This window comes from Planosporangium flavigriseum, assembly GCF_011947225.1.
Classification (GTDB): Bacteria; Actinomycetota; Actinomycetes; order Mycobacteriales; family Micromonosporaceae; genus Planosporangium; species Planosporangium flavigriseum.
The window spans coordinates 288,040-313,660 of record NZ_JAATVW010000004.1 but is presented as its reverse complement, the minus strand read 5'-3'; the positions used below and the strand labels follow the sequence as shown (position 1 = coordinate 313,660).

The 25,621-nt window shown below is 69.6% G+C and carries 23 protein-coding genes and 1 pseudogene; 8 read left to right on the top strand and 16 right to left on the bottom strand.

Going from position 1 to position 25,621, the window contains the following annotated elements:
• Positions 1-34 precede the first annotated feature (34 nt).
• The 3 genes from HC028_RS08520 (at position 35) to HC028_RS08510 (ending at position 3,479) form a co-directional block, all read left to right on the top strand.
• The gene (locus HC028_RS08520) at positions 35-487 is read left to right on the top strand and encodes an SCP2 sterol-binding domain-containing protein (protein ID WP_168074921.1); all 453 of its coding nucleotides are present in this window, start codon (positions 35-37) and stop codon (positions 485-487) included.
• A gap of 3 nt (positions 488-490) precedes the next feature.
• Positions 491-1,705: an acyl-CoA dehydrogenase family protein gene (locus HC028_RS08515; RefSeq protein WP_168074919.1), complete on the top strand. Its 1,215-nt coding sequence runs from the start codon at positions 491-493 to the stop codon at positions 1,703-1,705.
• Between the two features lie 67 nt (positions 1,706-1,772).
• The gene (locus HC028_RS08510) at positions 1,773-3,479 is read left to right on the top strand and encodes an AMP-binding protein (RefSeq protein WP_168074917.1); all 1,707 of its coding nucleotides are present in this window, start codon (positions 1,773-1,775) and stop codon (positions 3,477-3,479) included.
• On the opposite strand, the gene purD is transcribed toward HC028_RS08510, so the two are convergent.
• Complete coding sequence (gene purD, locus HC028_RS08505) at positions 3,469-4,719, bottom strand: phosphoribosylamine--glycine ligase (RefSeq protein WP_168074915.1); 1,251 nt, start codon at positions 4,717-4,719, stop codon at positions 3,469-3,471. The genes HC028_RS08510 and purD overlap by 11 nt on opposite strands.
• A gap of 22 nt (positions 4,720-4,741) precedes the next feature.
• Positions 4,742-6,028: an adenylosuccinate synthase gene (locus HC028_RS08500; protein ID WP_168074913.1), complete on the bottom strand. Its 1,287-nt coding sequence runs from the start codon at positions 6,026-6,028 to the stop codon at positions 4,742-4,744.
• 81 nt (positions 6,029-6,109) lie between these two features.
• Between HC028_RS08500 and HC028_RS08495 the strand changes: the two genes are divergently transcribed.
• Together HC028_RS08495 and HC028_RS08490 are read left to right on the top strand one after the other, a co-directional pair.
• Positions 6,110-6,991 carry a diacylglycerol kinase family protein gene (locus HC028_RS08495; protein WP_168074911.1) on the top strand — a complete coding sequence of 294 codons (882 nt, stop codon included), beginning with the start codon at positions 6,110-6,112 and terminating at the stop codon, positions 6,989-6,991.
• A gap of 159 nt (positions 6,992-7,150) precedes the next feature.
• Positions 7,151-8,548, top strand: a pseudogene (locus HC028_RS08490) (MinD/ParA family ATP-binding protein); the annotation flags it as partial.
• Between the two features lie 61 nt (positions 8,549-8,609).
• Here the strand turns inward: HC028_RS08490 and HC028_RS08485 are convergent.
• Complete coding sequence (locus tag HC028_RS08485) at positions 8,610-9,068, bottom strand: DUF3151 domain-containing protein (protein WP_168074909.1); 459 nt, start codon at positions 9,066-9,068, stop codon at positions 8,610-8,612.
• A gap of 199 nt (positions 9,069-9,267) precedes the next feature.
• Here HC028_RS08485 and HC028_RS08480 point away from each other — a divergent pair, with 199 nt between their 5' ends.
• Positions 9,268-10,467: an LOG family protein gene (locus HC028_RS08480; RefSeq protein WP_239075250.1), complete on the top strand. Its 1,200-nt coding sequence runs from the start codon at positions 9,268-9,270 to the stop codon at positions 10,465-10,467.
• A gap of 92 nt (positions 10,468-10,559) precedes the next feature.
• Here the strand turns inward: HC028_RS08480 and fbaA are convergent, their stop codons facing one another.
• On the bottom strand, positions 10,560-11,585 hold the full coding sequence (gene fbaA / locus HC028_RS08475) for a class II fructose-bisphosphate aldolase (protein WP_168074905.1): 1,026 nt from the start codon (positions 11,583-11,585) through the stop codon (positions 10,560-10,562).
• 199 nt (positions 11,586-11,784) lie between these two features.
• Between fbaA and HC028_RS08470 the strand changes: the two genes are divergently transcribed.
• Positions 11,785-12,087 carry a hypothetical protein gene (locus HC028_RS08470; RefSeq protein WP_168074277.1) on the top strand — a complete coding sequence of 101 codons (303 nt, stop codon included), beginning with the start codon at positions 11,785-11,787 and terminating at the stop codon, positions 12,085-12,087.
• Here the strand turns inward: HC028_RS08470 and HC028_RS08465 are convergent.
• The 3 genes from HC028_RS08465 to amrS all read right to left on the bottom strand — a co-directional run bounded on the left by HC028_RS08465 (position 12,081) and on the right by amrS (position 15,498).
• A complete protein-coding gene (locus tag HC028_RS08465) occupies positions 12,081-13,457 on the bottom strand; it encodes an FAD-dependent oxidoreductase (protein ID WP_168074903.1) in 1,377 nt (458 codons plus the stop codon). The two genes, HC028_RS08470 and HC028_RS08465, sit on opposite strands and share 7 nt — an antisense overlap.
• Positions 13,458-13,582: 125 nt before the next feature.
• The gene (amrB, locus tag HC028_RS08460) at positions 13,583-14,380 is read right to left on the bottom strand and encodes an AmmeMemoRadiSam system protein B (RefSeq protein ID WP_168074901.1); all 798 of its coding nucleotides are present in this window, start codon (positions 14,378-14,380) and stop codon (positions 13,583-13,585) included.
• A 20-nt stretch (positions 14,381-14,400) separates the two neighbouring features.
• Positions 14,401-15,498, bottom strand: coding sequence for an AmmeMemoRadiSam system radical SAM enzyme (amrS, locus tag HC028_RS08455; RefSeq protein ID WP_203981133.1), 1,098 nt, complete (start codon positions 15,496-15,498; stop codon positions 14,401-14,403).
• 163 nt (positions 15,499-15,661) lie between these two features.
• Between amrS and HC028_RS08450 the strand changes: the two genes are divergently transcribed.
• On the top strand, positions 15,662-16,417 hold the full coding sequence (locus HC028_RS08450) for a DedA family protein (protein ID WP_239075251.1): 756 nt from the start codon (positions 15,662-15,664) through the stop codon (positions 16,415-16,417).
• A gap of 26 nt (positions 16,418-16,443) precedes the next feature.
• Here the strand turns inward: HC028_RS08450 and HC028_RS08445 are convergent, their stop codons facing one another.
• The 9 genes from HC028_RS08445 to clpB form a co-directional block, all read right to left on the bottom strand.
• Positions 16,444-18,117 (bottom strand): substrate-binding domain-containing protein, encoded by a 1,674-nt coding sequence (locus tag HC028_RS08445; protein ID WP_168074897.1) that lies wholly within the window; start codon positions 18,115-18,117, stop codon positions 16,444-16,446.
• 185 nt (positions 18,118-18,302) lie between these two features.
• A complete protein-coding gene (locus HC028_RS08440; RefSeq protein WP_168074895.1) occupies positions 18,303-18,962 on the bottom strand; it encodes a class II aldolase/adducin family protein in 660 nt (219 codons plus the stop codon).
• 34 nt (positions 18,963-18,996) lie between these two features.
• Positions 18,997-19,377 (bottom strand): ArsR/SmtB family transcription factor, encoded by a 381-nt coding sequence (locus tag HC028_RS08435; protein WP_168074893.1) that lies wholly within the window; start codon positions 19,375-19,377, stop codon positions 18,997-18,999.
• Between the two features lie 56 nt (positions 19,378-19,433).
• Positions 19,434-19,973: an orotate phosphoribosyltransferase gene (gene pyrE, locus HC028_RS08430; protein WP_168074891.1), complete on the bottom strand. Its 540-nt coding sequence runs from the start codon at positions 19,971-19,973 to the stop codon at positions 19,434-19,436.
• A gap of 248 nt (positions 19,974-20,221) precedes the next feature.
• On the bottom strand, positions 20,222-20,998 hold the full coding sequence (locus tag HC028_RS08425; RefSeq protein WP_239075252.1) for an SDR family NAD(P)-dependent oxidoreductase: 777 nt from the start codon (positions 20,996-20,998) through the stop codon (positions 20,222-20,224).
• 47 nt (positions 20,999-21,045) lie between these two features.
• Positions 21,046-21,669 (bottom strand): hypothetical protein, encoded by a 624-nt coding sequence (locus HC028_RS08420; RefSeq protein WP_168074889.1) that lies wholly within the window; start codon positions 21,667-21,669, stop codon positions 21,046-21,048.
• A gap of 68 nt (positions 21,670-21,737) precedes the next feature.
• Positions 21,738-22,460 carry a hypothetical protein gene (locus HC028_RS08415; protein WP_168074887.1) on the bottom strand — a complete coding sequence of 241 codons (723 nt, stop codon included), beginning with the start codon at positions 22,458-22,460 and terminating at the stop codon, positions 21,738-21,740.
• 29 nt (positions 22,461-22,489) lie between these two features.
• Positions 22,490-22,843: a hypothetical protein gene (locus tag HC028_RS08410; RefSeq protein WP_168074885.1), complete on the bottom strand. Its 354-nt coding sequence runs from the start codon at positions 22,841-22,843 to the stop codon at positions 22,490-22,492.
• A 63-nt stretch (positions 22,844-22,906) separates the two neighbouring features.
• On the bottom strand, positions 22,907-25,498 hold the full coding sequence (clpB, locus tag HC028_RS08405; RefSeq protein WP_168074883.1) for an ATP-dependent chaperone ClpB: 2,592 nt from the start codon (positions 25,496-25,498) through the stop codon (positions 22,907-22,909).
• Positions 25,499-25,621 lie beyond the last annotated feature (123 nt).

Here is a 25,621-nt window from a genome sequence, read left to right as displayed (position 1 = left end):
ATGAGTAAGGTCATACGCCACTACAGGGGGACCCATGACGGACATCACCGGTCTCGACTTCGCCACCGTCGAGCCCAAGCAGTTCGCCCAGATCGTCAAGCAGACGAAGGACTCGGAGATCTCCGAGCTGCTGCAGGGTGAGCACCGCAAGCAGATCCTCGACGCGATCTTCGCCAAGTTCCCGAGCCTGTTCCGCCCGGACCGCGCCGGTTCGACGAACGCGGTCATCCACTGGAACGTCGGCGGCGCCCCCGACGGCGGCGTGAGCACCTACGAGCTGGTCATCGCGAACGGCACCTGCACCCTGTCGCCGACGCCGGAGAACGACCCGAAGCTCGCGATCACCGTGGGCCCGGTCGACTTCATCAAGGTCGTCTCGGGCAACGGCAACCCGATGATGATGTTCATGACCGGCAAGCTGAAGGCCAAGGGCGACCTCGGCCTCGCCGCGAACATCGCAAACCTCTTCGACATCCCCAAGGGCTGAGCCATGCCCGAATTCTCGCTTGACCTGAACGAGGAACAGCGGGATCTCCGCGACTGGGTGCACGGCTTCGCGAGCGAGGTCGTGCGTCCGGCCGGCGCGGAGTGGGACGAGCGCGAGGAGACCCCCTGGCCGATCATCCAGGAGGCGGCGAAGATCGGGCTGTACGGCTTCGAATTCCTCGTCAACGCCTGGGGTGACTCGACCGGGCTCTCCATGTGCCTCGCCAATGAGGAGCTGTTCTGGGGTGACGCCGGCATCGCGATGGCGATCTTCGGCACGCACCTGGCGGTCGCGTCCATCTACGGCTCGGGCACGCCCGACCAGATGGTCGAATGGGTGCCGCAGTGCTTCGGCGACGCCGACGATCCCAAGGTGGCGGCGTTCTGCACCACCGAGCCGCAGGCCGGCTCCGACGTCAGCTCGATGCGCACCCGGGCCCGCTACGACGAGGCGAAAGACGAGTGGGTCATCAGCGGACAGAAGGCGTTCGCCACCAACGGCGGCATCGCCAACGTCCACGTGGTGACCGCGAGCGTCGACCCTGAGCTGGGCTCGCGCGGACAGGCCGGCTTCGTGGTCCCGCCCGGCACCCCCGGCCTGCAGGCCACCAAGAAGCTGAAGAAGCTCGGCCTGCGCGCCTCGCACACCGCCGACGTTTTCCTCGACGACGTCCGCGTGCCCGGAAGCTGCCTGCTCGGCGGCAAGGAGGCGCTCGACGAGCGACTGGCCCGGGCCCGCGAGGGCCGGAAGGCCAGCGGCCAGGCCGCCATGCGTACGTTCGAGCTGTCCCGGCCGGCCGTGGGCGCCCAGGCGCTCGGCATCGCCCGCGCGGCGTACGAGTACGCCCTGGAGTACGCCAAGGACCGTGAGCAGTTCGGCCGACGGATCATCGAGAACCAGGCCATCGCGTTCACGCTCGCGGACATGAAGATGGAGCTCGACGCGGCCCGGCTGCTGGTGTGGCGGGCGGCGTGGATGGGGCGCAACAACCGCGTGTTCGAAGCCGGTGAGGGCTCGATGAGCAAGCTCAAGGCCGGCGAGGTGGCGGTCGCCAACGCGGAAAAGGCGGTCCAGATCCTTGGCGGCGCCGGTTTCGTGCGTGACCACCCGGTCGAACGGTGGTATCGAGACGCGAAGATTTATACGATCTTCGAAGGGACCAGTGAGATCCAGCGGCTGGTCATCTCGCGAGCCATCTCCGGGATGTACATCCGCTGAACGTGAATCGATGAAGTAGCTGGCGCAGGGGTAACGCGGGGGCACCTCAAGGGGTAGGTAGGACAACGTGGAAGCAGCCTTCCTGGTACGCACTCTCGCCCGCCGCGGGCTCCTCGCACCCGGCCGGCCGGACAAGGTAGTCCGGCAGCTCAACGCGTTGCGCCGGTGGGGCTTCAGCCTCACCGGCGAGATGCGCTCAGCCGCCGCCCGCGATCCCGACCGGCTGGCGGTCATCGACGAGACGCGCTCGCTGACCTACCGGGAGTTGGCGATCCGATCGCAGCGGCTGGCGAACGCGCTGCGTTCCGGGTACGGCCTGGGGCCGGGTGACCGGCTGGGTCTGCTGTGCCGCAACTCGGCCACGATGTTCGAGTCGATGCTCGCCGCCGGCACGATCGGCGCCGATGTCGTGCTGGTCAACACCGGGCTCGGCCCCGACCAGCTCGAGACCGTCCTGCACAACCAGAACGTACGGCTCCTCATCCACGACGACGAGTTCTTCGAGATGGCCTCGGCCGTGCCGGCGACGGTCGCGCGGATCAGCGCCGACGGCCACCTGCACCGGTCCACCCCGACGGTGGCCGGTCTGATCGAAGCCGCCCCGAACGCCGACATAGCGCCGCCGCAGCAGCCCGGCCGCACGATCGTGCTCACCTCGGGCACGACCGGCACACCCAAGGGCGCGCGCCGGCCGGTCCCCGGTGGCTTCAATCCCCTCGCCGCCGTGATCTCCCGCATCCCGATGTCCGCCGGCGAGCGCATGTTCATCGCCGCGCCGCTGTTCCACACCTGGGGCTACGCGGGGCTGCAGATCGCCCTGGCGCTGCGCGCGACCGTGGTGCTGCGCCGCCGTTTCGACCCGGCCGGGACGCTCGCCGCGGTGACCGAGCACGAATGCTCCACGCTGCTGGCGGTGCCGGTCATGCTGCAGCGCATGCTGGACGCCGCGCCAGCCGCGCGTGTCGCCAGCCCGCTCCGGGTCGTCGCGAGCAGCGGATCGGCGCTGCCCGCGCCGATGGTCGGCCGGTTCATGGACGTGTACGGCGACGTGCTCTACAACCTGTACGGGTCGACCGAGGCGTCCTGGGCGAGCATCGCGACCCCGAGCGAACTGCGCGCCGACTCGACCTGCGCCGGGCGTCCGCCGGTGGGCACCCGCGTGCTGATCCTGGACACGAACGGCAACCCGATGCCGCCGAACCACATCGGGCGGATCTTCGTCGGCAACGACATGATCTTCGAGGGTTACACCGACGGCGGCGGCAAGGAGCGCCGGGGCGATCTCATCGCGACCGGCGACATCGGCCACATCGCACCGGACGGGCTGGTGTACGTCGACGGCCGCGAGGACGACATGGTCATCTGCGGCGGGGAGAACGTGTACCCGTCCGCGGTCGAGAACGCGATCGCCGAACTGCCCCAGGTACGCGAGGTGGCCGTCGTCGGCGTCCCTGACCACGAGTACGGGCAGCGCCTGGCCGCCTGGATCGTGCTCTACCCGGGCGAGCAGTTGGACACCGAGGGCGTACGCGAGTACGTGCGCCGCGCGATGGCCAGGTTCAGCGTGCCACGGGACGTGTACTTCGTGGCCGAACTGCCCCGCAACGCGACCGGCAAGATCATGCGTCGCCTGCTGAACGCGCCGACCAACCCGCCGACGAGCCCGCCACCACCGGTCCAGCCGCCGGCCGGCCCCCTGCCGAACCAGAGCCGGCGCGGCTCGGTGGCCGACTCCAACGACGCGACGATGTACCTGCCTCGGATCAGAGACTGACGGCGATCTCACCTCGTACGGCCGTCAGCGCGATGTCGCGGCGGTAGTGTGAGCCGGCCAGCTCCACCCGGTCGACCAGGGCGTAGGCGGCTTCCCGCGCCGCGGCCAGGTCGGCGCCGGTCGCGGTGCAGCACAGCACCCGGCCGCCGGCGGAGACCAGGGCACCGTCCTCGCGGCGGGCGGTGCCGGCGTGGATGATCCCGGGCAGGCCGTCGACGCCGGTGATGACGTCGCCCTTGCGTGGCGTACCGGGGTAGTTCTCGGCCGCCACCACCACGGTCACGGCCGATCCACCGTGCCACTCGAGCGGCGGGTGCTCGGCGAGCGTGCCGGTCGCCGCCGCGCCCAGCAGCCCCGCGAGGGGCGTCTCCAGCAGCGCGAGGACGACCTGGGTCTCGGGGTCGCCGAACCGGCAGTTGAACTCGATGACCTTCGGCCCGTCGGGCGTGATCGCGAGGCCGACGTACAGCAGGCCGGCGAACGGCGTCCCCCGGTCGCGCATGGCGGCCAGCGTCGGGTGCACCACGGACGCCATGACCTCGTCGACCAGGTCGGCGGGGGCCCACGACAGCGGCGCGTACGCCCCCATGCCGCCGGTGTTGGGCCCGGTGTCGCCCTCGCCGACCCGCTTGAAGTCCTGGGCCGGCAGTAGCGGGAGCGCGGCCGTGCCGTCGGTGACGACGAACAGCGACGCCTCGGGACCGCTCAGGTACTCCTCGACGACGACCCGGTCGCACTCAGCGGCGTGGTCGAGAGCTGCCTGCCGGTCGGATGTGACCACGACCCCCTTGCCGGCGGCCAGCCCGTCGTCCTTGACGACGTACGGCGCGCCGAACTCGTCGAGCGCCGCGGCGGTTTGGGCCGCGTCCGTGCAGACCCGGGACCGGGCGGTCGGCACGCCAGCGGCGTCCATGATCGCCTTCGCGAACGCCTTCGAGCCCTCCAACTCCGCCGCCGCCCGGGACGGCCCGAAGCAGGGGATCCCCCTGGCCCGGACCGCGTCGGCCGCACCCGCGACCAGCGGCTGCTCCGGGCCGATCACGACGAAGTCCGCCCCGACCCCGACGGCCAGGTCGGCGACCGCGTCGGCGTCGGTGACGTCCACGGGTACGACCTGCGCCATCGCGGCCATACCGGGATTACCGGGGGCGCACACCAGCGAGGTGACGGATGGGTCAGCGGCAAGGGCGGTGGCGAGGGCATGCTCGCGCCCGCCCGAGCCCACGAGAAGGACACGCACTAGGCGATCGTACGGGCGAGCGTCAGATCAGCGGGTGGCGGACCACGTTCTCGTCCCGGCCCGGCCCGACGCCGACCGCGCTGACCCGGACCCCGCACAGCTCCTCGATGCGCTCGATGTAGCGGCGGGCGTTCTCAGGCAGCTCAGCCTCGGTGCGGCACTTGGAGATGTCCTCGTCCCAGCCGGGCAGCTCTTCGTAGATCGGCTTGGCGTGGTGGAACGCCGTCTGGGTCATGGGCATCTCGTCGACCCGCTCGCCGTCGATCTCGTACGCCACGCAGACCGGCAGCTTCTCCAGGCCGCTCAGCACGTCGAGCTTGGTGACGACCAGGTCGGTGATGCCGTTGACCCGCGCCGAGTACCGCCCGACGACCGCGTCGAACCAGCCGCACCGGCGCTCCCGGCCCGTCGTCGTCCCGTACTCCCCGCCGATCTTGAGCAGGTGCTGGCCGTTGGAGTCGAACAGCTCCGTCGGGAACGGGCCCGAACCGACTCGCGTCGTGTACGCCTTGATGACGCCGATGACCTGGGAGATCCGGGTCGGCGGGATGCCCGAGCCGACGCAGGCGCCGCCCGCGGTCGGGTTGGACGAGGTCACGAACGGGTACGTGCCGTGGTCGACGTCCAGCAGGGTCGCCTGGGCGCCTTCCAGCAGGACGGTCTTGTCCGCTTCCAGTGCCTTCCCAAGGATCAACCGGGTGTCGGCGATGTACGGGCGCAGCCGCTCGGCGTACCCCAGGTACTCCTCGACGACCGCGTCGACGTCGATCGGCTTACGGTTGTAGACCTTGAACAGGATCTGGTTCTTCTCCCGCAGCACCAGCTCCAGCTTCTTGCGGAAGATCCCCGGGTCAAGCAGGTCCTGCACCCGGATGCCCATGCGGGCGATCTTGTCGCCGTACGCCGGCCCGATGCCGCGCCCGGTCGTACCGATGCGGGACGAGCCGAGGTAGCGCTCGACCACCCGGTCGAGCGCCCGGTGGTGCGGCATGATCAGGTGCGCGTCGGTCGAGATGAGCAGCTTCGACGCGTCCACGCCGCGCGCGGCTAGCCCGTCCAACTCGGTGAGCAGCACCTTCGGGTCGATCACGACCCCGTTTCCGATCACCGGCACGCAGCCCGGCGTCAGTACGCCCGACGGGAGCAGGTGCAGGGCATATTTCTGCCCATCTGGGGTGATTACGGTGTGGCCGGCGTTGTTGCCGCCCTGGTACCGCACGACGTAGTCGACACGCTCTCCGAGCAGGTCGGTAACCTTGCCCTTGCCCTCGTCGCCCCACTGCGCGCCGATCAGCACGATCGCTGGCATCTTGAAGTCCGCCTTCCAGGGGTCGATGGCGCTCGGTCGCGGCCAGGCCCCGGGGTGCAAGGCTAACAAGGAGGCGAAACGGTGTACGACGTGGTGCTGCTGACGCTCGACGACGGGCAGGGCGGCGGCTGCTCCGGCGGCTGCTCGGACGGCTGTTCCAGCACGCCGCGCGTGCCCGTTCTCGCCTGCCGGGACGCGCTGGTCGCTGGCGGCGCCCGGGTCGAGACCGTCACCGCGCACTCCGACCAGGAGATCGATGCGGTACTGGACCGCTCCGACACCCGGTTGATCATCGCCGCCGCCACCGACGGTGAGGTCCGCGCGGTCGTACGCCGGATGGTCCGGCGGTACGCGCCGGCGCCGAGCAAGCGCCCGGAATCCCTACCGGAGGACCGCACCCTGCCCGACCTGCCTCCGATCGGTGTCCTCCCGATGGGTGACGTCGAACTGGTCAAGTGCCTCGGCCTGCCGGACAAGCCGGCGGACGTCGCCGCGGCCGTCCTGGGCGGCCAGGCCCGACGGCTGGACCTCCTGCGCAACGACGGCGGGTCGGTGACGCTGCACGGCACCCTGCTGGGCGGCGCCGACGACACCGGGCGGGCGATCCCGTACGCCGCCCAGGTCAACGTCGACGACACGGTGCTCAGCGACGGCACCGAGCCGCTGCTCGCCACGGCCGTCGCCAACGCCGACGGGTACGCGACAGTCGACGACCTGCCGCTGGTGGCCACGGCCGACGCCGCCGACGGCGTGCTCGACGTGGCGGTGGCGCTCCCGGTCACCACCCGCAACTGGTACGGCCGGCGCCAGGTACGCGTGGAGGTACGCCGCGCCCGTGGCCGCGCCGTCGCGATCCAGCCGAGCGCGGACGTGCCGTTCGTCGACGATGGGGTGGCCGGCACGCTGGGGCGCAAGCGCACCTGGTGGATGGAGCGGGGCGCCTGGGCGGTCTTCGCTGCGTAACGGTCGGACCCGGTTCGTACAGTGATGCATTGAAACACGTGCGAAACTGGCGCAGTTGAACCGCCACAGGGGGGGTACGCCGTGGAGGAGCCGTTCTGGCCGCCGGATGAGAACGTCGCGTCGTCCAGGGATGAACGTGGCGGCCCACCGCGTGATCAGCCGCCCCCGGCGGCCGCGGTACCGCCAGCACCCCCGGCACCGTCCCTGGTCCCGCCGCCGGTAGCACTCCCGGCGCCTCCCGTCGTGCACGGCCAGCCGGTCACCATCGATCCGTCGGCACCGGCCTTCGCGCCTGCGGCCCGACCGCGCGAGGAGTTCGGCTCGCCCTGGAGCCAGCCGCCAGCGGCCAGGCCGAGGGTGGGGTTCGAGGCCGGCATCTACCGGCCCGGCGAGCCAGCCATCAACCCCACCACGGGTGCCAACGGCGCCGCCGGTCCTGTTACGGGCGGCGACGCTCCCGCCACGGGCCCGGTTACGTCGCCGGGACCGGCCTCGCCGGCACCGCCTCACCCGGCACCGCCGCCTCCGCCGCATTCGCCGGCGCCCGGGGTCTACCAGGCGCCGGCGTACGCGCCGCCCGCTGGCGCGTTGACCCCGCAGGCGGCCCAGGACTGGGCGCCCGAGGGCTCCGTGACGGCGGAGGACTTCGCGCGGCGCCGGGCGGCCCGGCCGGCCGAGCCGGTCGCCACCATGGGTATCCGTGGCATGCTCCGCAAGTCCTCGTTCGGGCTGCTCAACATCGGTCCCGGGCGGCACGAGCAGGAGGTCCGCCACGACATCGAGATGGTGCGGCGCAACTTCGGCGGGCTACGCCAGGTCACGATCGTCAACCCGAAGGGCGGCGCCGGCAAGACCATGGCGGTGCTACTGCTCGCGATGACCTTCGGACAGCGGCGCGGCGGGTACGTACTGGCCTGGGACAACAACGAGACCCAGGGCACCCTGGGCATGCGCGCCCAGCAGGACTTCCACTCCCGTACGGTCCGGGATCTGCTACGCGACCTCGACCATTTCCGGGGCGCGCACGGGCGGGTCGGCGACCTGTCGCAGTACGTCCGCGCGCAGGGGGAGGGCATGTTCGACGTACTCGCCTCGGACGAGTCCGCGACCGCCGGGGAGATGCTCACGGCGATGGCGTTCGCCGACATCCGCGAGATCGTGAGCCGCTTCTACAAGCTGATCTTCGTGGACACCGGCAACAACGTCCGGGCGGAGAACTGGCAGGCGGCGATCGACGCCACCGACCAGCTCGTGGTGACCATGTCGGCCCGTAACGACTCGGCCGAGACGGCCGCCCGGATGCTGGACTATCTGGAGCAGCAGGGGCTGCACCGGCTGGTGAGGCAGGCGGTCACCGTCGTGTCCATGCCGCCGAGCCGCCGCGAACTCGACATCCCGGCCATCGAGCAGCACTTCCAGGCGCGTACCCGGACCGTGCTGCTGGCCCCGTACGAGCGGTTGATCGACTCCGGCGAGCCGCTTCGCTACAACGCGCTGTCCTCGCAGACCAGGATGGCCTGGCTGAAGATCGCTGCGGCGGTCGCCGAAGGCCTCTAAACGGCCTTGGACAGTTGTGCGACCGATGGCTCGCGCAACTGTCCAAGGCCGTAAAAGAAACTCAGCCGGTCAGGGCGTCGGCGGCGGCCGGGTCGCAGTCGCGGAGCAGCTGTGCGCAGCGCGCCGCCTCTTCCGCCTCGCCGATCGCGTCCGCCGCCAGGGCCAGCACGTTCACGCTGCGCAGGAACCCACGGTTGGGGGCGTGCGACCACGGCACCGGGCCGTGCCCGCGCCACCCGCTGCGGCGCAACTGGTCAAGCCCCCGGTGGTACCCGGTCCGGGCGTACGCGTACGCGGTGACCGGGTCGCCGGCAGCGAACGCCTGCTCGCCGAGGCGAGCCCAGGCGGCGCTGTAGGTCGGGAACTTCCCCGCGACGGCCTTCAGATCGGCCCAGGCGCCAACCGGACCGACCGGTGCGGTGTCGTCATCGCTCACCCCGGAGACTCCGGCGAGGGCCGCGTCCGCTTCGGGATCAACGGGCAGCAGCGTGGGCGACGGCTGTGGGAGCAGGTTCTGCATGTCCCAATTCAACCCCTATGCCAGCAGCCGTGATAACCGAACGGCTGAGGTATTCGTCACGCATACGGGGGTGCACATTTGTGCAAGCCAGGACTACAACTGAAGGTCCGGAGCCTCCCCAGGACCCGGCAACACGATGGCCCGAGACTCGTACTCGGGCCATCGCCGCATTCAGGTACAACTACGGCAGGATGTCCGGGTGCCGACACCTCCGCCCACCGACGTCATCGCGCTTCATGACGACACCCCGAACGAGATCGAGTCCCGCGCCGAACTGAACGCACATGTGTCCGCCGGTACGCTCAGCGGTTTGATCATTCAGGACCTTCACCTGGACGACGAGGACTCGACGGCCGCTCTGTCCATCGTGGATGTTCAGGACGCGCTCTTCGTCGGCTGCCGGTTCGCCTCCCCACACATCGCCGCCGACCTGGTACGCCGCGGCGCGCTGGTGGTGCCCTCGTTCGACGGCGTGCCGTACCCCACCCACCCCGGCCGGCTGTACACCCCGGACGATCTCGCTGCCGGCTTCGCAACCGACGGCTTCACAGGGATGTACGACACCATCGTGTACCACCACTTCCGCGCGTCCGGCGGCGCCCAGCCGGCACCGCGGGAGGCGCTGGTGCAGCGACTGCACGACAGCGGGATCGACAACGCCCTCGCTGTCGCCACGAACGCCTGGATGGCCACGGCCGGTAGGTCGGCCGCGATCGGCGTGATGGGCGGCCACGCGGTGCAGCGCGGCTCGACGACCTACCGGCTCGCCGCGACGCTCGGCTGGGAACTGGCGCGCGCCGGCCGGCTGGTTGTCACCGGAGGTGGCCCCGGCGTCATGGAGGCGGCCAACCTGGGCGCCTTCCTGGCCACGCGCTCCGCCGCCGACCTCACCGCCGCAATCGACGTGCTCGCCGCCGCCCCTGACTTCCGCGACCATGACCCGTACACCGCCGCCGCGCTGAAGCTGCGCGACGAGTTCCCGGCGCCGGCCGAGACCGACGGCCTGGCCTGGGCGCGCTGCGGCGGACTGTCCATCCCCACCTGGTTGTACGGGCACGAGCCGGCCAACCTCTTCGCGGCCCGGATCGCGAAGTACTTCTCCAACGCCATCCGGGAGGACACCATCCTGCGACTGTCACGCGGCGGCATCGTGTTCGCGCCGGGGTGGGCCGGCACGGTACAAGAGGTGTTCCAAGCGGCGACCAAGACGTTCTACGCCACCGACGGGGTGAGCGGGCCCTACGTCTTTCTCGACACCGCGTACTGGACGCAGCGGCTTCCTATCCGCACGCTGCTCGAACCGCTGCTAGCCGGCTCACCCGCCGGTGACCTCAGCGGACTGATCCACGTCACGGACGACGTCGCCGAAGCGGTCACGCTGTTGACCGGGGCGGTGTGACGGCTGCGGCTACCGTCCCCTGTTCGTGCGGAGGGCGCCCCGCTCACGGAATAGACCGTGAGCGGGGCGCCCTCCGCCCCAAAAACCGAGCGCTACTTGCCCATCGTCGTGCCGGTCGAGCGCAGGTGCTCGCAGGCCTCCACGACCCGCTTGGCCATGCCCTCCTCGGCCGACTTGCCCCACGAGCGCGGGTCGTACGCCTTCTTGTCGCCGACCTCGCCGTCGACCTTCAGCACGCCGTCGTACTTGCGGAACATGTGCTCGGCGACGGGCCGGGTGAACGCGTACTGCGTGTCGGTGTCGATATTCATCTTCACCACGCCGTAGTCGAGCGCTGCGCGGATCTCTTCCAGCAGCGAGCCCGACCCCCCGTGGAACACCAGGGAGAGCGGCTTCTCCCGGCCGTACTGCTTGCCGATCGCGTCCTGGATCTCCTTGAGGATCTCCGGGCGCAGCTTCACGTTGCCCGGCTTGTAGACGCCGTGCACGTTGCCGAACGTCAACGCGGCCATGTAGCGGCCCTTCTCGCCCAGGCCGAGCGCCTCGACGAGGGCGAGCCCGTCCTCAACGGTGGTGTACAGCTTGTCGTCGATCGCGCCGACGATGCCGTCCTCCTCACCGCCGACGACCCCGACCTCGACCTCCAGGACCACCTTCGCGGCGGCGGCGTCGGCCAGCAGCTCCTGAGCGATCTCCAGGTTCTCCGTCAGCGGCACGGCCGAGCCGTCCCACATGTGCGACTGGAACAGCGGGTCCTCGCCGCGCGCCACCCGCTCCTTGGAGATGGCCAGCAGCGGCCGGACGAACTTGTCGAGCTTGTCCTTGGGGCAGTGGTCGGTGTGCAGCGCGATGTTCACCGGGTACTTCTTGGCCACCTCACGGGCGAACGCGGCGAACGCGACGGAGCCGGTGACCATGTCCTTCACCGTCGGGCCGGACAGGTACTCGGCACCACCGGTCGAGACCTGGATGATGCCGTCGCTCTCCGCCTCGGCGAAGCCGCGCAGGGCCGCGTTGAGCGTCTGCGACGAAGAGACGTTGATCGCCGGGTACGCGAACGCGCCGGCCTTGGCGCGGTCGAGCATCTCCGCGTAAGCATCTGGCGAAGCGATGGGCATTGCTGCGCTCCTTGGCTGTGAGGTCCGTCGACGGGCGTTCCCGCTGTCCTGCCGAGGAGTATCGCGCAGAAGTCGAGATCACCGCGCGCCGACCCCGCAACCTGGGCTGGGGGTATCCGGGCACGCGCGCCGGCGAATCTGGTGCGTACCGCCTGGAATGGGTAAAGGCTAGAGGGACCACGACGCGGTAGGGGGAGCGATGACGCAGCCTGACGAGGACTTCCAGGAAAACACAGCCGCTCGGGAGGAGCTCAGGCCGGCGACCGAGGACATCGAGGCGCCGCCGGCGGACGCGTTCGAGCAAACGCTGCCCGTACACCCGGAAGACCTGCCGGAACGCCCGAACGTCCGGCCGGACGTCAGCGAAGCTGACGCGATCGAGCAGGCGCTGCTCGCCGTCCCCAGCCACCATGACGACCGCCCGCGCATCCGGCCGGACGTCAGCGAGGCCGACGCTCTTGAGCAGGCACGGACCGTCGAGATACCGGACGACGACTACTGACCGGCCCGCTCCACCGCCACGGCGGCCTTCCGGGCCGCCACCAGCACCGGGTCCCAGACCGGGGCGTAGGGCGGCGCGTACCCGAGATCGAACGCGGTCAGCTCCTCGACCGTTGTCTCGTGCCACAGCGCGGCCGCCACGACGTCGATCCGCTTGGCCGCCTCGGACCGGCCGACGATCTGGGCGCCCAGCAGCCGGCCGGTGCGCCGCTCCGCGATCAGCTTGACCGTCATCTGGGCAGCGCCCGGGAAGTACCCCGCCCGGTTGGTCGACTTCACCACCGCGGTCACGAACTCGTAGCCCGCGGCGCTCGCCTCGCGCTCCAACAGGCCGGTGCGGCCCACCTCGAGGTCGCACACCTTCGTCACCGCCGTCCCGACCACACCGGGGAACGTCGCATACCCGCCGCCCAGGTTGATGCCGGCGACCCGACCCTGCTTGTTGGCGTGGGTACCCAGGGGCACGTGCACCGGGTGCCCGCTGAGCCGATGCACCGTCTCGACGCAGTCACCGGCCGCCCAGATCCCGTCAGCGACGCGCATGCGCAGGTCGGTGACGACCCCTCCGGTACGGCCGACCGGCAGGCCGGCGTCGCGCGCCAGTTGGCTGTTCGGGCGTACGCCCAGCCCGAGCAGCACGACATCGGCCGGTAGCTCGCCGGAGTCGGTGACCACCGCGGAGATCCGGCCATCCGATTCCTTGAGCCCGGTCACCGTGACGCCGGTCCGTACCTCGATGTTCATGCCGCAGATCGCCTCGCGCACCAGCGCGCCCATGTCAGGGTCCACCGACGACATCGGCTCGGCGCCGCGCTCCACGAGCGTCACCCGGAGTCCGTGGCGTACCAGCGCCTCAGCCATCTCGACGCCGATGTACCCGGCACCGACGACGACCGCGTGCTCCGGCGCCGGCTCGGCGCCGAGCCAGTCCATCAGGGCCGCTCCGTCGTCGAGGGTCTGCATGCCGAAGACGCCGGCCAGCCCGCCGTCTGCCCAGTCCGGACGCACCGGTTCGGCGCCCGGCGCGTACATCAGATCGTCGAACCGCACGTGGACCGGTTCGCCACCGTTCTCCAGGTTCCGCGCGACGACGTGCCGGCTCTCCAGATCGATCGCGACGACCTCGTGGCGCAGCCGGACGTCTATCGCGTACTCGTCGCGGAAGGTCGCCGGCGCCCGCGCAATCAACTTGTCCGGCCCCTCCACCAGGCCACCCACCCAGTAGGGGATGCCACAGGAGGAGTACGACGTGAAGTTGCCCCGCTCGAAGACCACGATCTCGAGGTCATCCCGGCCGCGGCGGCGGCGGGCCTGGGACGCGGCGGACATGCCGGCGGCATTACCGCCGATCACCACAAGTCGTCGGGCCATCCCGCCATCTTCGCCGATCTAGGAGAAATGGAGAAGCGTCGGCTCTCCGGCACTCTTCGAGCGACCACTTCTCCTGGATCCACGCAAGAGGCCCTCGACGAAGGAGTTACTAGGCGAAGGAGTTACTAGGCGAAGGCGAGCGCCGCGTAACCGACCACCCTCGTCGGGTCCCCGGTGGCGTCGGCGCTGGTCGAATAGTCGAGCAGCCGGGCGCCGAGACCGGTTCGCCTGGCCCATCCGACCAGCCCCCGCAGGGCGAAAACGCCGCACGCGTCGCGTGCCCCGATGCGCTCCGGCGCCAGGTCGAGCACGGCCCGTACGGTGCGCCAGTCCTGCTCCCGCGCCCGTTCGTCCGGAAGGTAGTGGGACAGGTCTGTGCTGCACAGGACGACCGTGCCGGCCGGGTCCGGTTCGATCGCCGCGGCGATCGTGGCCGCTGCCTCGTCCACGCCCGTCTCGCCGACCAGGATCGGCAGCAGCGCCACCTCGCCGAGCGCCCGCTGCAGGAACGGCACCTGCACCTCGATGGAGTGCTCGGGGGCGTGCGGATGGTCGTCGACAACCACGTACCCGGCGGCAGCCAGGGCGTCGGCGTACGGGTCGACGGGCAACTCGCCCAAGGGGGTACGCCACTGCTGAGCTCCGGAGACCGCACAACCGCTCAGGGGTGTGTGGTGCGCAGGCCCGACCACCACCACGCGGGTCACCTCGGGAGCGTGGCGCCGCAGCCGCGCGTACACCTGCGCCGCCGTCAAGCCGGAGTACCGGTAGCCGGCGTGCGGTACCACGTACGCGGGGGCCAGCACGTCGCCAGCCGGCACCTCGACGCTGTCCAGCAGTTCGTCGACCAGGGCGGCGAGCGCGCGCGGGTCGGCCGGGTAGAACAACCCGGCTACCGCCGGCTGGCGCACCGCGGTCCGCACGGCTCGGCGACCGGACGGCATCACAGGCCCAACCGCACCGGTACCCGTCGGGAGCCCCAGGAGCCGACCGGTCCGTCGAACCGCCCCGGCACCGAGGTCGCGCAGTGCGCGCACCGGCCGTCGTCGGTCAGGCCGTAGCCGTTGATCACGTACCAGTCGCGCATGACGACCGGCCGCTCACAGCCGGGGCAGATCGTGGTCTGTCCCGCCGGGTCATGCACGTTGCCGGTGTAGACGTAGCGCAGTCCGTGCTCGCGCGCTAGCGCTGCGGCCCGGCTCAGCGTCGCGGGCGGTGTGTGCGGTACGTCGCGCATCTTGAAATCGGGGTGGAACGCCGTGAAGTGCAGTGGCACGTCCAACCCCAGGTGGTCGGCCAGCCACGCGCACTCTTCCGCGATCTCCGCGTCGGAGTCGTTGTGGCCGGGGATGAGCAGGGTCGTGATCTCGAACCAGACGTCGGTGTCGCGCAGGAACTCCAGCGTCTCCAGCACCACGGGCAGCTTCGAGAACGTGATCTTCTGATAGAAGGAGTCGGTGAACGCCTTGAGGTCGATGTTGGCCGCGTCCATGTGCTGGTAGAACTCCGTGCGCGCGTCCGGGTTCATGTACCCGGCGCTGACCGCCACCGCCTTGATCCCGCGCTCCCGGCAGGCGTCCGCGACGTCCATCGCGTACTCCATGAAGATCACCGGATCGTTGTAGGTGAACGCGATGCTGCGGCAGCCGAGGCGTTCGGCGGTGGAGGCCAGCATCTCCGGCGAGGCGGCGGAGGTCAGGGTGTCGATCTCGCGCGACTTGGAGATGTCCCAGTTCTGGCAGAAGCGGCAGGCGAGGTTGCAGCCCGCGGTGCCGAACGACAGCACCGACGAGCCGGGCAGGAAGTGATTGAGCGGCTTCTTCTCGATCGGGTCGATACAGAACCCCGACGAACGCCCGTGGCTGGCGAGGACGACCTGATCCTCGACACGCCCGCGGACGAAGCACAACCCGCGCTGGCCCTCGCGCAGTTTGCAGGCGCGGGGGCAGACATCGCACTGAATTCTGCCGTCGGCCAGTCGATGCCAGTACTTCGTCGGCACCGTGTACGGGTCGCTCAGGCTGAGCGTGTCAGCCGCCACGCGTTCCACGCTATGCCCGGCTCACCCGGACCTGCCACGAAAAGCAGACCGTACGGCAGCGGTTATGGCGGGCGGCGGGTCGGCGCGACCGATCCCACGAGCGTGTGAAGATCCTGCGTGGGCCAGGGGCACCACTGGCGCTACCCCGGTAGCCTGTTCGTTCGTGGATACCGCTGAGAAGACGCGCGCCCTGAGCGACACCCTTTCACTCAATCCCCTCGACGCCAAGGGCCTCCTCAAGACGTTCGGCTTGATCGGCATCTGGGTGATCATGTTCGCCGAGACCGGCCTGATGGTCGGTTTCTTCCTGCCCGGTGACTCGCTGCTGTTCCTGGCCGGGATCGCCGCCTCCCCGGTCGCCAACGAGATCGTCGGTATCCGGCTTTCGCTGGGCTGGATGCTCCTGGTCACTCCGATCTGCGCGATCACCGGCGCCCAGCTCGGGCACTGGCTCGGCGCGCGCTACGGCCGGCCCCTGTTCAACCGGCCCAACTCGCGGCTGTTCAAGCAGGAGTACGTCGACAAGGCGGAGCACTACTTCAACAAGTACGGGCCGGCGAAGGCGGTCGTGCTGGCGCGCTTCATCCCGATCGTGCGAACGTTCCTCAACCCGGTCGCCGGCGTCCTGCGGATGCCCGCGCGGGAGTTCTTCGTCTGGAACGTGATCGGCGGCGTCCTGTGGACCGACGGGATCATCCTCGCCGGGTGGGCGCTGGCCAAGCAGATCACCAACGTGATCCCGCCCGAGAAGATCGACAGCTACATCATCCCGGTCACGCTCCTGATCGTGTTCCTCTCGGCGCTCCCGATCATGATCGAGGTGGGTCGTGGATACGCCGAGCGTCGCCGCAACGCCCGGACCATCGCGACGCCCCCGCGTGACGAGGCGACCGCCGCGGCGCGGCGCGACGACATCTGACCGCCCGGCCGTCACCGCCTGCGGAGTCAGCCGCGAAGCAGCGCCCGGAGGAAGATCTCACCGATCTCCTCCGGGCGCTCGGCTTTGAATGCCTTCCCGCCTGCGGTCTTCGCGAACGTGGCCAGCTCGTCAAGGTTCACGTCGGGGCCTAGACCCACCACGACCAGCCGGATCGGCTTCGCCGGATCCGCCAGCTTCTCCAGTTCGAGTCGGACGCCGTCGAGGCTGAGCCCGCCGGGCTTGGTGTTGCCGCCGCCGGTGCACACCAGCACCATGTTCGACCGGCTCTCGTCCCAGCCGTCCGTGGCGACCTGGTACGCCGCAAGCACCGACTCGTACAGCCCACGGCTGTCCGTGGCGACCGGCCGGTTGGTCGCCACAGCGAGATTGATCCGGTCGCGCTGAACGGCGTCGAGCGGCCCCACCGGGACCATCTCCTGGTAGTCCTTTCCACCGGGCAGCCCCGACGCGAATGTCCAGACCCCGACCTCGCTGTCGTCGGTGATCAGCTTTAGCCCGTCCAGCTGGGCCTGCTGCATGATTTCCAGCCGGGTCAGCGCTCCCGGAGCCGCGGGCTGGCCCATCACGGCGGTCACGTCGGTGAAAGCGATGATCCGCGAAGGGGTCCGCGCGCTTTTCCAGATCGCGAGCACGTCCGTGATCTTCTTGCCGTCGGCCAACGAATTGCCGGTCACCGGATTGGCCGGGCCGCCATCACCGATCGAGAGGCCCTGGTTGGCGCTCCTACCCGGATCATGGAAGCCGGCCTTGGTCAGGATGTCGCGGTAACCGCGCGACATCAGCGCTGCCCGGAACTGTGCTGCGGCCTGCGCGACCGCCCGCGGCCTGCCCGCCACCACCGCGTACGGATAGTCCAGGGCGATAGCGGCCGCTAGCGGGACCGCGGTGAACGGCGGCCGCTGCGACGCGGCGTCGGGGGCGAGGATGGCCTGCTCAGCCACTGGGGCGATCGCCTGACTCCGGTCGAAGACCCGGAGCAGGGCGGCCCGGTCGGGGACGACGCTGATCCCCCGGTAGGCCCCGATCAGCGCCGGCAACTGGGCCGGGCCGGTAGGCACCGCGTCGTACATCAGGACGGCGCCGGCCAGGCTGGCCGCGTCCCGGCGCGGCTCCGCGATGCCGACCTGGACGTTCGGTTCCTTGTCGCGCAGTGATCGCTGCAGCAGGCCGGCGAACTCCTCGGCCGTCAGCTTGTGGGAGCTTCCTCCGGAGAGCGTCCGGGCCAGCGTCTCCGGCATCGCGAGGACAACCGGGCTCATCGCGACGGACGTCACGTCGTACTCGAACACGTCGCGCCTGATCGCTTGGACCCGGCCGACCCAGGACACCGAGTCCGGGATCCACACCGCCGGCACCTCGTCATCAGCCGGCGTCGGGGCCGGCCTGGCCGCCACGTCGATCAGCGCCCCGCCGCCGGCCCGGACCGCGAGGGCGTTCGCGACGTCGGCTGCGGGTACCGGGTTCACCTGCATGTGTATGCAGTCGTTATCGACCTTGGGGTTCGTGTCGACCCACCGCGCCGCCGCCTCCCGGACGGCGGGATAGATATCAGGGTTGGCGGCGATGCTCAGTCGAACGCTTCCACTACATCCATTCGCCTGGGCAGAGACCACACGGAAAGCGACGAATGTTACGGCGACGAGCACGACCACCGCACCGAGCGTGAGCGGCCCACGCATCGACCGACCACCTGGTTCAAGCACGTGCAAGCTGCGCCGTCGATGCACGGTTCCCCCAGCTCAGAAGGTTGCCCCAGGCGCAAGCTTATGGATATTCAAGGAGAGCGCAAGGTGCGGTCGACACAACCGTTGCCAGGTAGGGCACTGACTTCACGCGCCGCTTGTCGTCACCATACGTAACGTGGTCAGGCGGTGGTCTGCGTACCTGTTTCAACCGCCCGAAGGAACTCGGGCGGACAGGCGGGCAACGCGTCGGCCCGCCCCAGCACGAGTGCCTGGTACGTCAGCCGGGCGGCCTCTTCCAGGTACAGCGCCCGCTTGTGCGCCAACTCGACGCTGTCCGCCAGCACGGAGCAACCGTGGTGGGAGAGGATCACGCAGTTCGTACCGTCGGCGGTGGCGGCTGCGGCCTCGTCGGCCAGCTCGGCCGTGCCCGGCAGCCGGAACGGAGTCGTCACGATCCGGCGCAGGTAGAAGGCGTGGTCGGTGGTGACCAGCCGGATCGGTTCGCGGAGCGCGTCCAGCAGCAGCACCGCCTGCGGGTGCAGATGCACAATCGCCGCCACGTCGGGGCGGCGGCGATAGATGGCGAGGTGCAGCGGCAGCTCGGAGGTCGGCGGATGAGAGGCGTCCGCAGCTATCTTGGCGTCCGCTGTGCGGACGCGTACGAACGCGGAGCGCTCCAGACGATCCAGCCAGGCGCCAGCGGCGGTGACCCAGAAGTCCTCTGTGCCCGGCCCCCGGGCCGACAGGTTACCGCCGGAGCCGACGACGAGACCCGCGCGAACCACCTCGCTCCCCACATGAGTGAGCTGGTCGCGCGGATCTCCATCGCTGTAGTTCACACCCGTCCCCTCACGGGGCCGGGACCGTATTCATTCAGCGCGCGGACTTCTTGGTAGCGCGCTTACGCGGCGGCGTCAGCAGATCGGCAATCGTCCCGATCGCAGCCGGAACGATCCGGTAGAACGCCCACACGCCCCGCTTCTCCCGCTCGAGCAGTCCAGCCTCGGTCAGGATGCGGAGGTGATGGCTGACCGTCGGCTGGGACAGGCCCAGCGGCGCGGTCAGGTCACAGACGCAGGCCTCGCCCTCCGGCGCCGACTGAATCAGGCTCAGCAGCCTGAGTCGGGCCGGGTCGGCGAGCGCCTTGAGCACCCCAGCGAGGCGCTCGGCGTCAGCACGGTCGATCGGTTCGCCGGCAAGCGGCGAAATTTGAGGCATTGTCATCTCGGCCAGAGCAGTTCCCACGAAATCCATCCTTCCACCAACAGCATCGACCCGCCTGCATATCGCAGAAACGAATCGACAAATTTTCAGACCGCAAGGTCGAGGTCAGCCAGCGAGAATGCTGAGCGGTAGTTCAGTCCTGCGGACCGCACCACATCCCCCGCTCCGCGATCCACGATCACCGCCACGCCCACCACCTCGGCTCCCGCCTGCCGCAACGCCTCCACCGCCGCCATAGCGCTTTTTCCGGTAGTAGAGGTGTCTTCAACGACGAGCACCCGGCGTCCCGCCACATCCGGGCCCTCGATCCGCCTTTGCAGGCCATGGACCTTCTCAGCCTTGCGCACGACGCACGCGTCCACCGCCCGGCCACGCACAGCGGCCGCGTGCAACATAGCCGTGGCGACGGGATCCGCCCCTAACGTCAACCCGCCCACGACGTCGAACTCCCAGTCCGCGACGAGATCGAGCATCACTCTTCCAACCAGCGGTGCAGCCGCGTGGTGAAGGGTGATCCGGCGTAGGTCAACATAGAAATCCGCTTCGCCACCCGAAGACAAGGTCACGCGGCCGTTTACCACAGCCAGTTCAGTGATGAGTTTACCGAGGTCGTCGCGTTCGGTCATGTTGAAAAGCGTACTGGTCACGCGTTCGATGGACACGAACGCCCCGCTATTCCGGCAATCACATTCTTCCAGTTGGTGGCAGTCGGGGCCACCACAACACGAACGACACGCCGGATAGTTACGCATATCGTTGTGAGGTGCATCGCTTTCTGGTGGTTCTGAAGTCAGATACCACGATCAGCTGCTACGGGAGTCCGATATACCCGAAATACGTTATTTCAATGCATGCTTCGCAAAATATTTACTGGTCAGATACGGCCGCGCGCGTCTTTTGACACGGTTCGCACCAGCCCTTGGGGCAGGTGGCGCAGGCCGAAGACCGCGACCTTGTACTTCCAGTCCGGCACACTGACGATCTTTCCACGCCGCAGATCCCGCAGGCCATCCCGAACGACCTCTTCAGCGCTCAGCCAGAGCCACTCCGGCATCTTCGACATGTTTATACCGGCACGATCGTGAAATTCAGTACGGGTATAGCCGGGGCAGAGCGCCATTACCCGGACGCGTGTTGGCCGGACTGACTCCGCGATGGACTGGCTGAAGTTCGTCACCCATGCCTTACTCGCGGAGTAGGTCGAGCCTGGCATCGGTGTGCCGAAACCGGCGACCGACGACACGTTGATGATGTCTCCCCGACGCCGCTCCACCATTCCCGGAAGTGCCGCGAGGGTGAGCCGCATGACCGCGTGAATGTTGAGGCGTAGCAACTGCTCCTCACCCTCCACCGTCGAGCGCAGAAAGGGCGTATTGAGGCTGATTCCGGCATTGTTGACCAACATGTCGACCGGACTGTCTGCGACTGCCAACCGGGCTTCAACCCGCTCGCAGCCCTCGACCGTGGACAGGTCAGCGGCCAGCGGCACCACTGTCACGCCGTGACGCTCAGCGAGTTCCGCACTGAACGCCGCCAGGCGCGCCTCGTCCCGGGCAACGAGCACCAGGTCGTACCCCTCGACGGCGAGCCGACGCGCGAACGCCCCGCCGATGCCTGCGGTGGCGCCCGTGACCAGGGCGGTCTTGGTCAACGGTTTTCTCCTCAAGCTCGGCGATGCTGACGGGTTCGTCGTGCTTCTCAGGCGGTCGGCGGCGGAACCGGCGGGACCGACGGCGCCGGTGGCTCCCACCCGGCCTCGGGCTGCTTGCGGAAGAAGTCATGCGCCGCCGGCAGCGCGAGCAGGACCACCGCGGTGACGAGCGCGGCGAGCGAGATGATCCCGAGGGTCGTGACGAGCGGCTCGTACCACCCGGGCCACGCGTTGCCGAGCGCCCGCTGGATCTCCTGCGCGCTCGGGACGTCGCTGTTCGCGCTACTTCCGCCGAAATCACTCGCCCCGATGGCGGTCGCCGCGAGGCCACAGCCTGAGAAGCAGATGGCTATTCCAGCCAGGACCCAAGTGACGATTCGCGCCGGATTCTTGCCCCGTCCGTTCAGGATCGCCAGCACCACGTACCCGATCCCGAAGACCACGGCGATCATCGCGGAGGCGGCCATGATCGCCACCGACATCTCCGCGGCACCCGTGACGGACGTCTTGGCGAACACCTCGTCGTACACCCGCTTGGTCGTCCCCAGTTGACTGAAGGTGACGACCGCCGAGAGCACCTGACCGGCGGCGGCCAGGTAGAGCAGCCAGCATGCGACCGTCACGACCGCCGGTCGCCTCTTCGGCTCCGCTGGCGCGGCAGCATAGGCCATCAACGTCTCCTCGGGTCCGAAGTGCCCCGGCGGACACGGTATCGGCTCTAGATCGGAAGCGCGACCCTCTACTCGCGCGGCGGATTTCCGGGCGGGTGATCCGGCGAGTCCGGCGGGTTGGTCGGTTCTTCGGGATGGTTCGCCGGATATGCGTAGTAGCCGCCGTACGGCTGTGGTGGCGGCGCCGGCGGCGGCTGCCGGAAGAAGCGGTTGGACGGCGGCAGGAGCAGCAGCACCACAGCGGTGATCGCCAGCGGTACGACCAGTACCGCGGGTAGGGACATGAGCGGCACCCACGCCGGCGTCTCCCGCGCCGACAGCCGGGTCACCTCCGCCTGCAGCTCACTGGTGCTCGGCGAGCTCTGCGCGGCCAGACTCAGCCCGTACCCGCCGCAGCAGCAGAGCGCCGCGCCCGAGCCGGCGACACAGCTAAACGCCCGGGCGACCGGGCTGCCGCGGCGCAGCCACAGGGCGGGTATGAAGAGAGCGGCCGAGGTGAGCAGCACGACGGCGATCGCCACAGCGCTGACGATCCGGTTGGCGCTGCGCTCCTGGCTGATCTCCTGCGGGCTGGCCGCCGTCCGCTCGGCGGCGCGGCGCAGCACGTCGTCGAAGTGGACGAGGTCGTACACCAGCGAGACGAGCGGCAGCAGGGCAACCACCGCAGCAGCGACGAGCAGGGCGGACGCGACCGACACGGTCCACGGCCGGGGCGGCCGCCCGGGCCCGGGAGCGCCGACCGGATGTGGCGGCCACTGATGCCAGTCCGCCGGCCCGGATGAGGGGTTCACTGCGATGACGCTTCCCGGCCGGCCCCGGATCAGTCCGGCTTGCCCTCGTTCTGTGCGGCCGCGTACTCGGCGAGGGTGGTGCGGTTCTTGACGCAGCCGCTGAACGTCTCGACCGGGGCACGGTCGCCTTCCAGCCGCTGCCACGCGTGCCGGCCGGCGTCCGGATCGATCCGGCCCAGCAGAACGGCCGCGTACACCCGACCGGCCGGGGAGGCCCGGTCGAAGAGGCGGTCCAACCGGGGATGCAGCTCGGGGGACAACTGCTCGACGATGGCGTCGAACGCCCTGGTCACCGACAGCACCTCACCGGCGAAGCCGACGCCCCCGAACGCGACCACGTCTGCTCGCTCCAGCTCCTGCAGAGCCCGTTCCAGCTCCTCCATGAACCCACCTCCTGGTAGGTCTTGGACACCGACCAGTCCGGCCGGTGTCCAAGATCGTCGCGGTCAGGCGGTTCGGACCGTTAGCGATCTCTTGTCGTCGGCCAGGTCCACCATCACCCGGTCGCCGTCGCGGACCTCGCCACCCAGCAGCGCCTTCGCCAACTGGTCGCCGATCGCGGTCTGGATGAGTCGGCGCAGCGGCCGGGCACCGTAGATCGGGTCATACCCATTACTCGCCAGCCAATCCCGCGCCCCGTCGGACACGTCGAGCTCGAGCCGGCGGTCGGCCAGCCGCCGGGCCAGCCGCTCCAGCTGGATGTCGACGATCGACTTGAGGTGGTCACCGGCCAGGGCGGCGAACACCACGATGTCGTCGAGCCGGTTGAGGAACTCGGGCTTGAAGTGTCCGCGTACCACCGCCATGACCGCGTCCCGGCGCTGCTCCTCGGTCAGCGTCGGGTCGGCGATGACCTGCGAACCGAGGTTCGAGGTGAGCACCAGGATCGCGTTGCGGAAGTCGACCGTACGCCCCTGCCCGTCGGTGAGGCGGCCGTCGTCGAGCACCTGCAGCAGGACGTCGAACACGTCGGGGTGGGCCTTCTCGACCTCGTCGAGCAGGATCACCGAGTACGGCCGGCGGCGCACCGCCTCGGTGAGCTGGCCGCCCTCCTCGTACCCCACGTAGCCGGGCGGGGCACCGAGCAGGCGGGCCACCGAGTGCTTCTCGGCGTACTCGCTCATGTCGATGCGTACCATCGCGCGCTCGTCGTCGAACAGGAACTCCGCGAGCGCCTTGGCCAGCTCGGTCTTGCCGACACCGGTCGGGCCGAGGAACAGGAACGAGCCGGTGGGGCGGTCGGGGTCGGCGATACCGGCCCGGGCCCGCCGCACGGCGTCGGAAACGGCCGCGACAGCCTCGTCCTGCCCGACGACCCGCGCGCGCAGGGACTCCTCCATCCGCAGCAGCTTCGCGGTCTCGCCTTCCAGCAGCCGGCCTGCGGGGATACCGGTCCAGGCCCCCACCACGGTGGCGATGTCGTCCGCGCCGACCTCTTCCTTGAGCATCGCCCCGCCGCTCTGCAGCGCCGCCAGCTCCTGCTCGGCGTTGGTCAACCGCCGCTCCAGCTCCGGGATGCGCCCGTAGCGCAGCTCGGCCGCCCGCTCCAGCTCGGCGTCGCGCTCGGCCCGCTCGGCCTCACCGCGCAGCCGCTCCAACTCCTCCTTGGTGGAGGAGATCGCGGCGATGTGCTGCTTTTCGAACTGCCACCGCTCGGTCAACGCGGTCAACTGCTCGCGCCGGTCGGCCAGTTCGGCGCGGAGCTTCTCCAGCCGCTGCGCGCTGGCCTCGTCAGGCTCCTTGGCCAGCGCCATCTCCTCGATGGCGAGCCGGTCGACCGCCCGCTGGATCTCGTCGATCTCGGTGGGCCGTGAGTCGATCTCCATCCGCAGCCGGGAGGCAGCCTCGTCGATCAGGTCGATGGCCTTGTCCGGCAGGAACCGGTCGGTGATGTACCGGTCGGACAGCGCGGCGGCGGCGACCAGCGCGCCGTCGGTGATCCGTACGCCGTGGTGCACCTCGTAGCGCTCCTTCAGGCCGCGCAGGATACCGATGGTGTCCTCCACGCTGGGCTCGCCGACCAGTACCGGCTGGAACCGCCGCTCCAGCGCCGGGTCCTTCTCGATGTGCTCGCGGTACTCGTCGAGCGTGGTCGCGCCGACCATGCGCAGCTCGCCACGGGCCAGCATGGGCTTGAGCATGTTGCCGGCGTCCATCGAACCCTCGGCCTTACCCGCGCCGACCACGGTGTGCAGTTCGTCGAGGAACGTGATGACCTTGCCGTTGGAGTTCTTGATCTCCTCCAGGACGCTCTTGAGCCGCTCCTCGAACTGTCCCCGGAACTGGGCGCCCGCGACCATGGCTCCGAGGTCCAGCGAGACGAGGCGCTTGTCGCGCAGCGACTCCGGCACGTCGCCGGCCACGATGCGCTGGGCCAGGCCCTCCACGATCGCCGTCTTGCCCACGCCGGGCTCGCCGATCAGGACCGGGTTGTTCTTGGTACGCCGCGACAGTACCTGGATGACCCGGCGGATCTCGGAGTCGCGCCCGATCACCGGGTCGATCTTGCCTTCGCGGGCACGGTCGGTCAGGTCGACGCCGTACTTCGTCAGTGCCTGGTAGGTCTCCTCGGGATCGGCCGTGGTCACCCGCCGGTCGCCGCCCCGGACCTGCGGGAACGCGGCGACGAGGCTCTCCTCGGTAGCGCCGACGCGGCGCAGTGCGCTGCCGACGGCCCCACCGACGCGAGCCAGCCCGGCCAGCAGGTGCTCGGTCGACACGTACTCGTCGCCCAGCGGGCGGGCGATCTGCTCGGCCGAGGCGATCGCGTTGGCGAACTCGCGCGCGACACTCGGCTCGGCCACGGACGAACCGCGCGCCGACGGCAGCTTCTCGACCGCGCGGACCGCCTCCCGACGCACGTCAGCCGGGTTGGCCCCGACCGCCCGTAGCAGCGCCGAGGCGGTGGACCCACCGGTGTCCAGCAGGGCGAGCAGCAGGTGCCACGGCTCGACCGTGGCGTGGCCGTGGGTGGCGGCGCTGTCGACAGCCGCCTTGATGACCTCGCGACTCTTGGTGGTCAGACGTTCGGCGTTCATCGGCTCCTCGGACTTCATCGGGCGTGGTGAGCATGCCGCGTACGGAGTTGAGTCTATCTAACTCAACTTTGGATCCGCCATGAGAACACGGCCACACCCGGCCATCGCGGAATGAGCCGACCT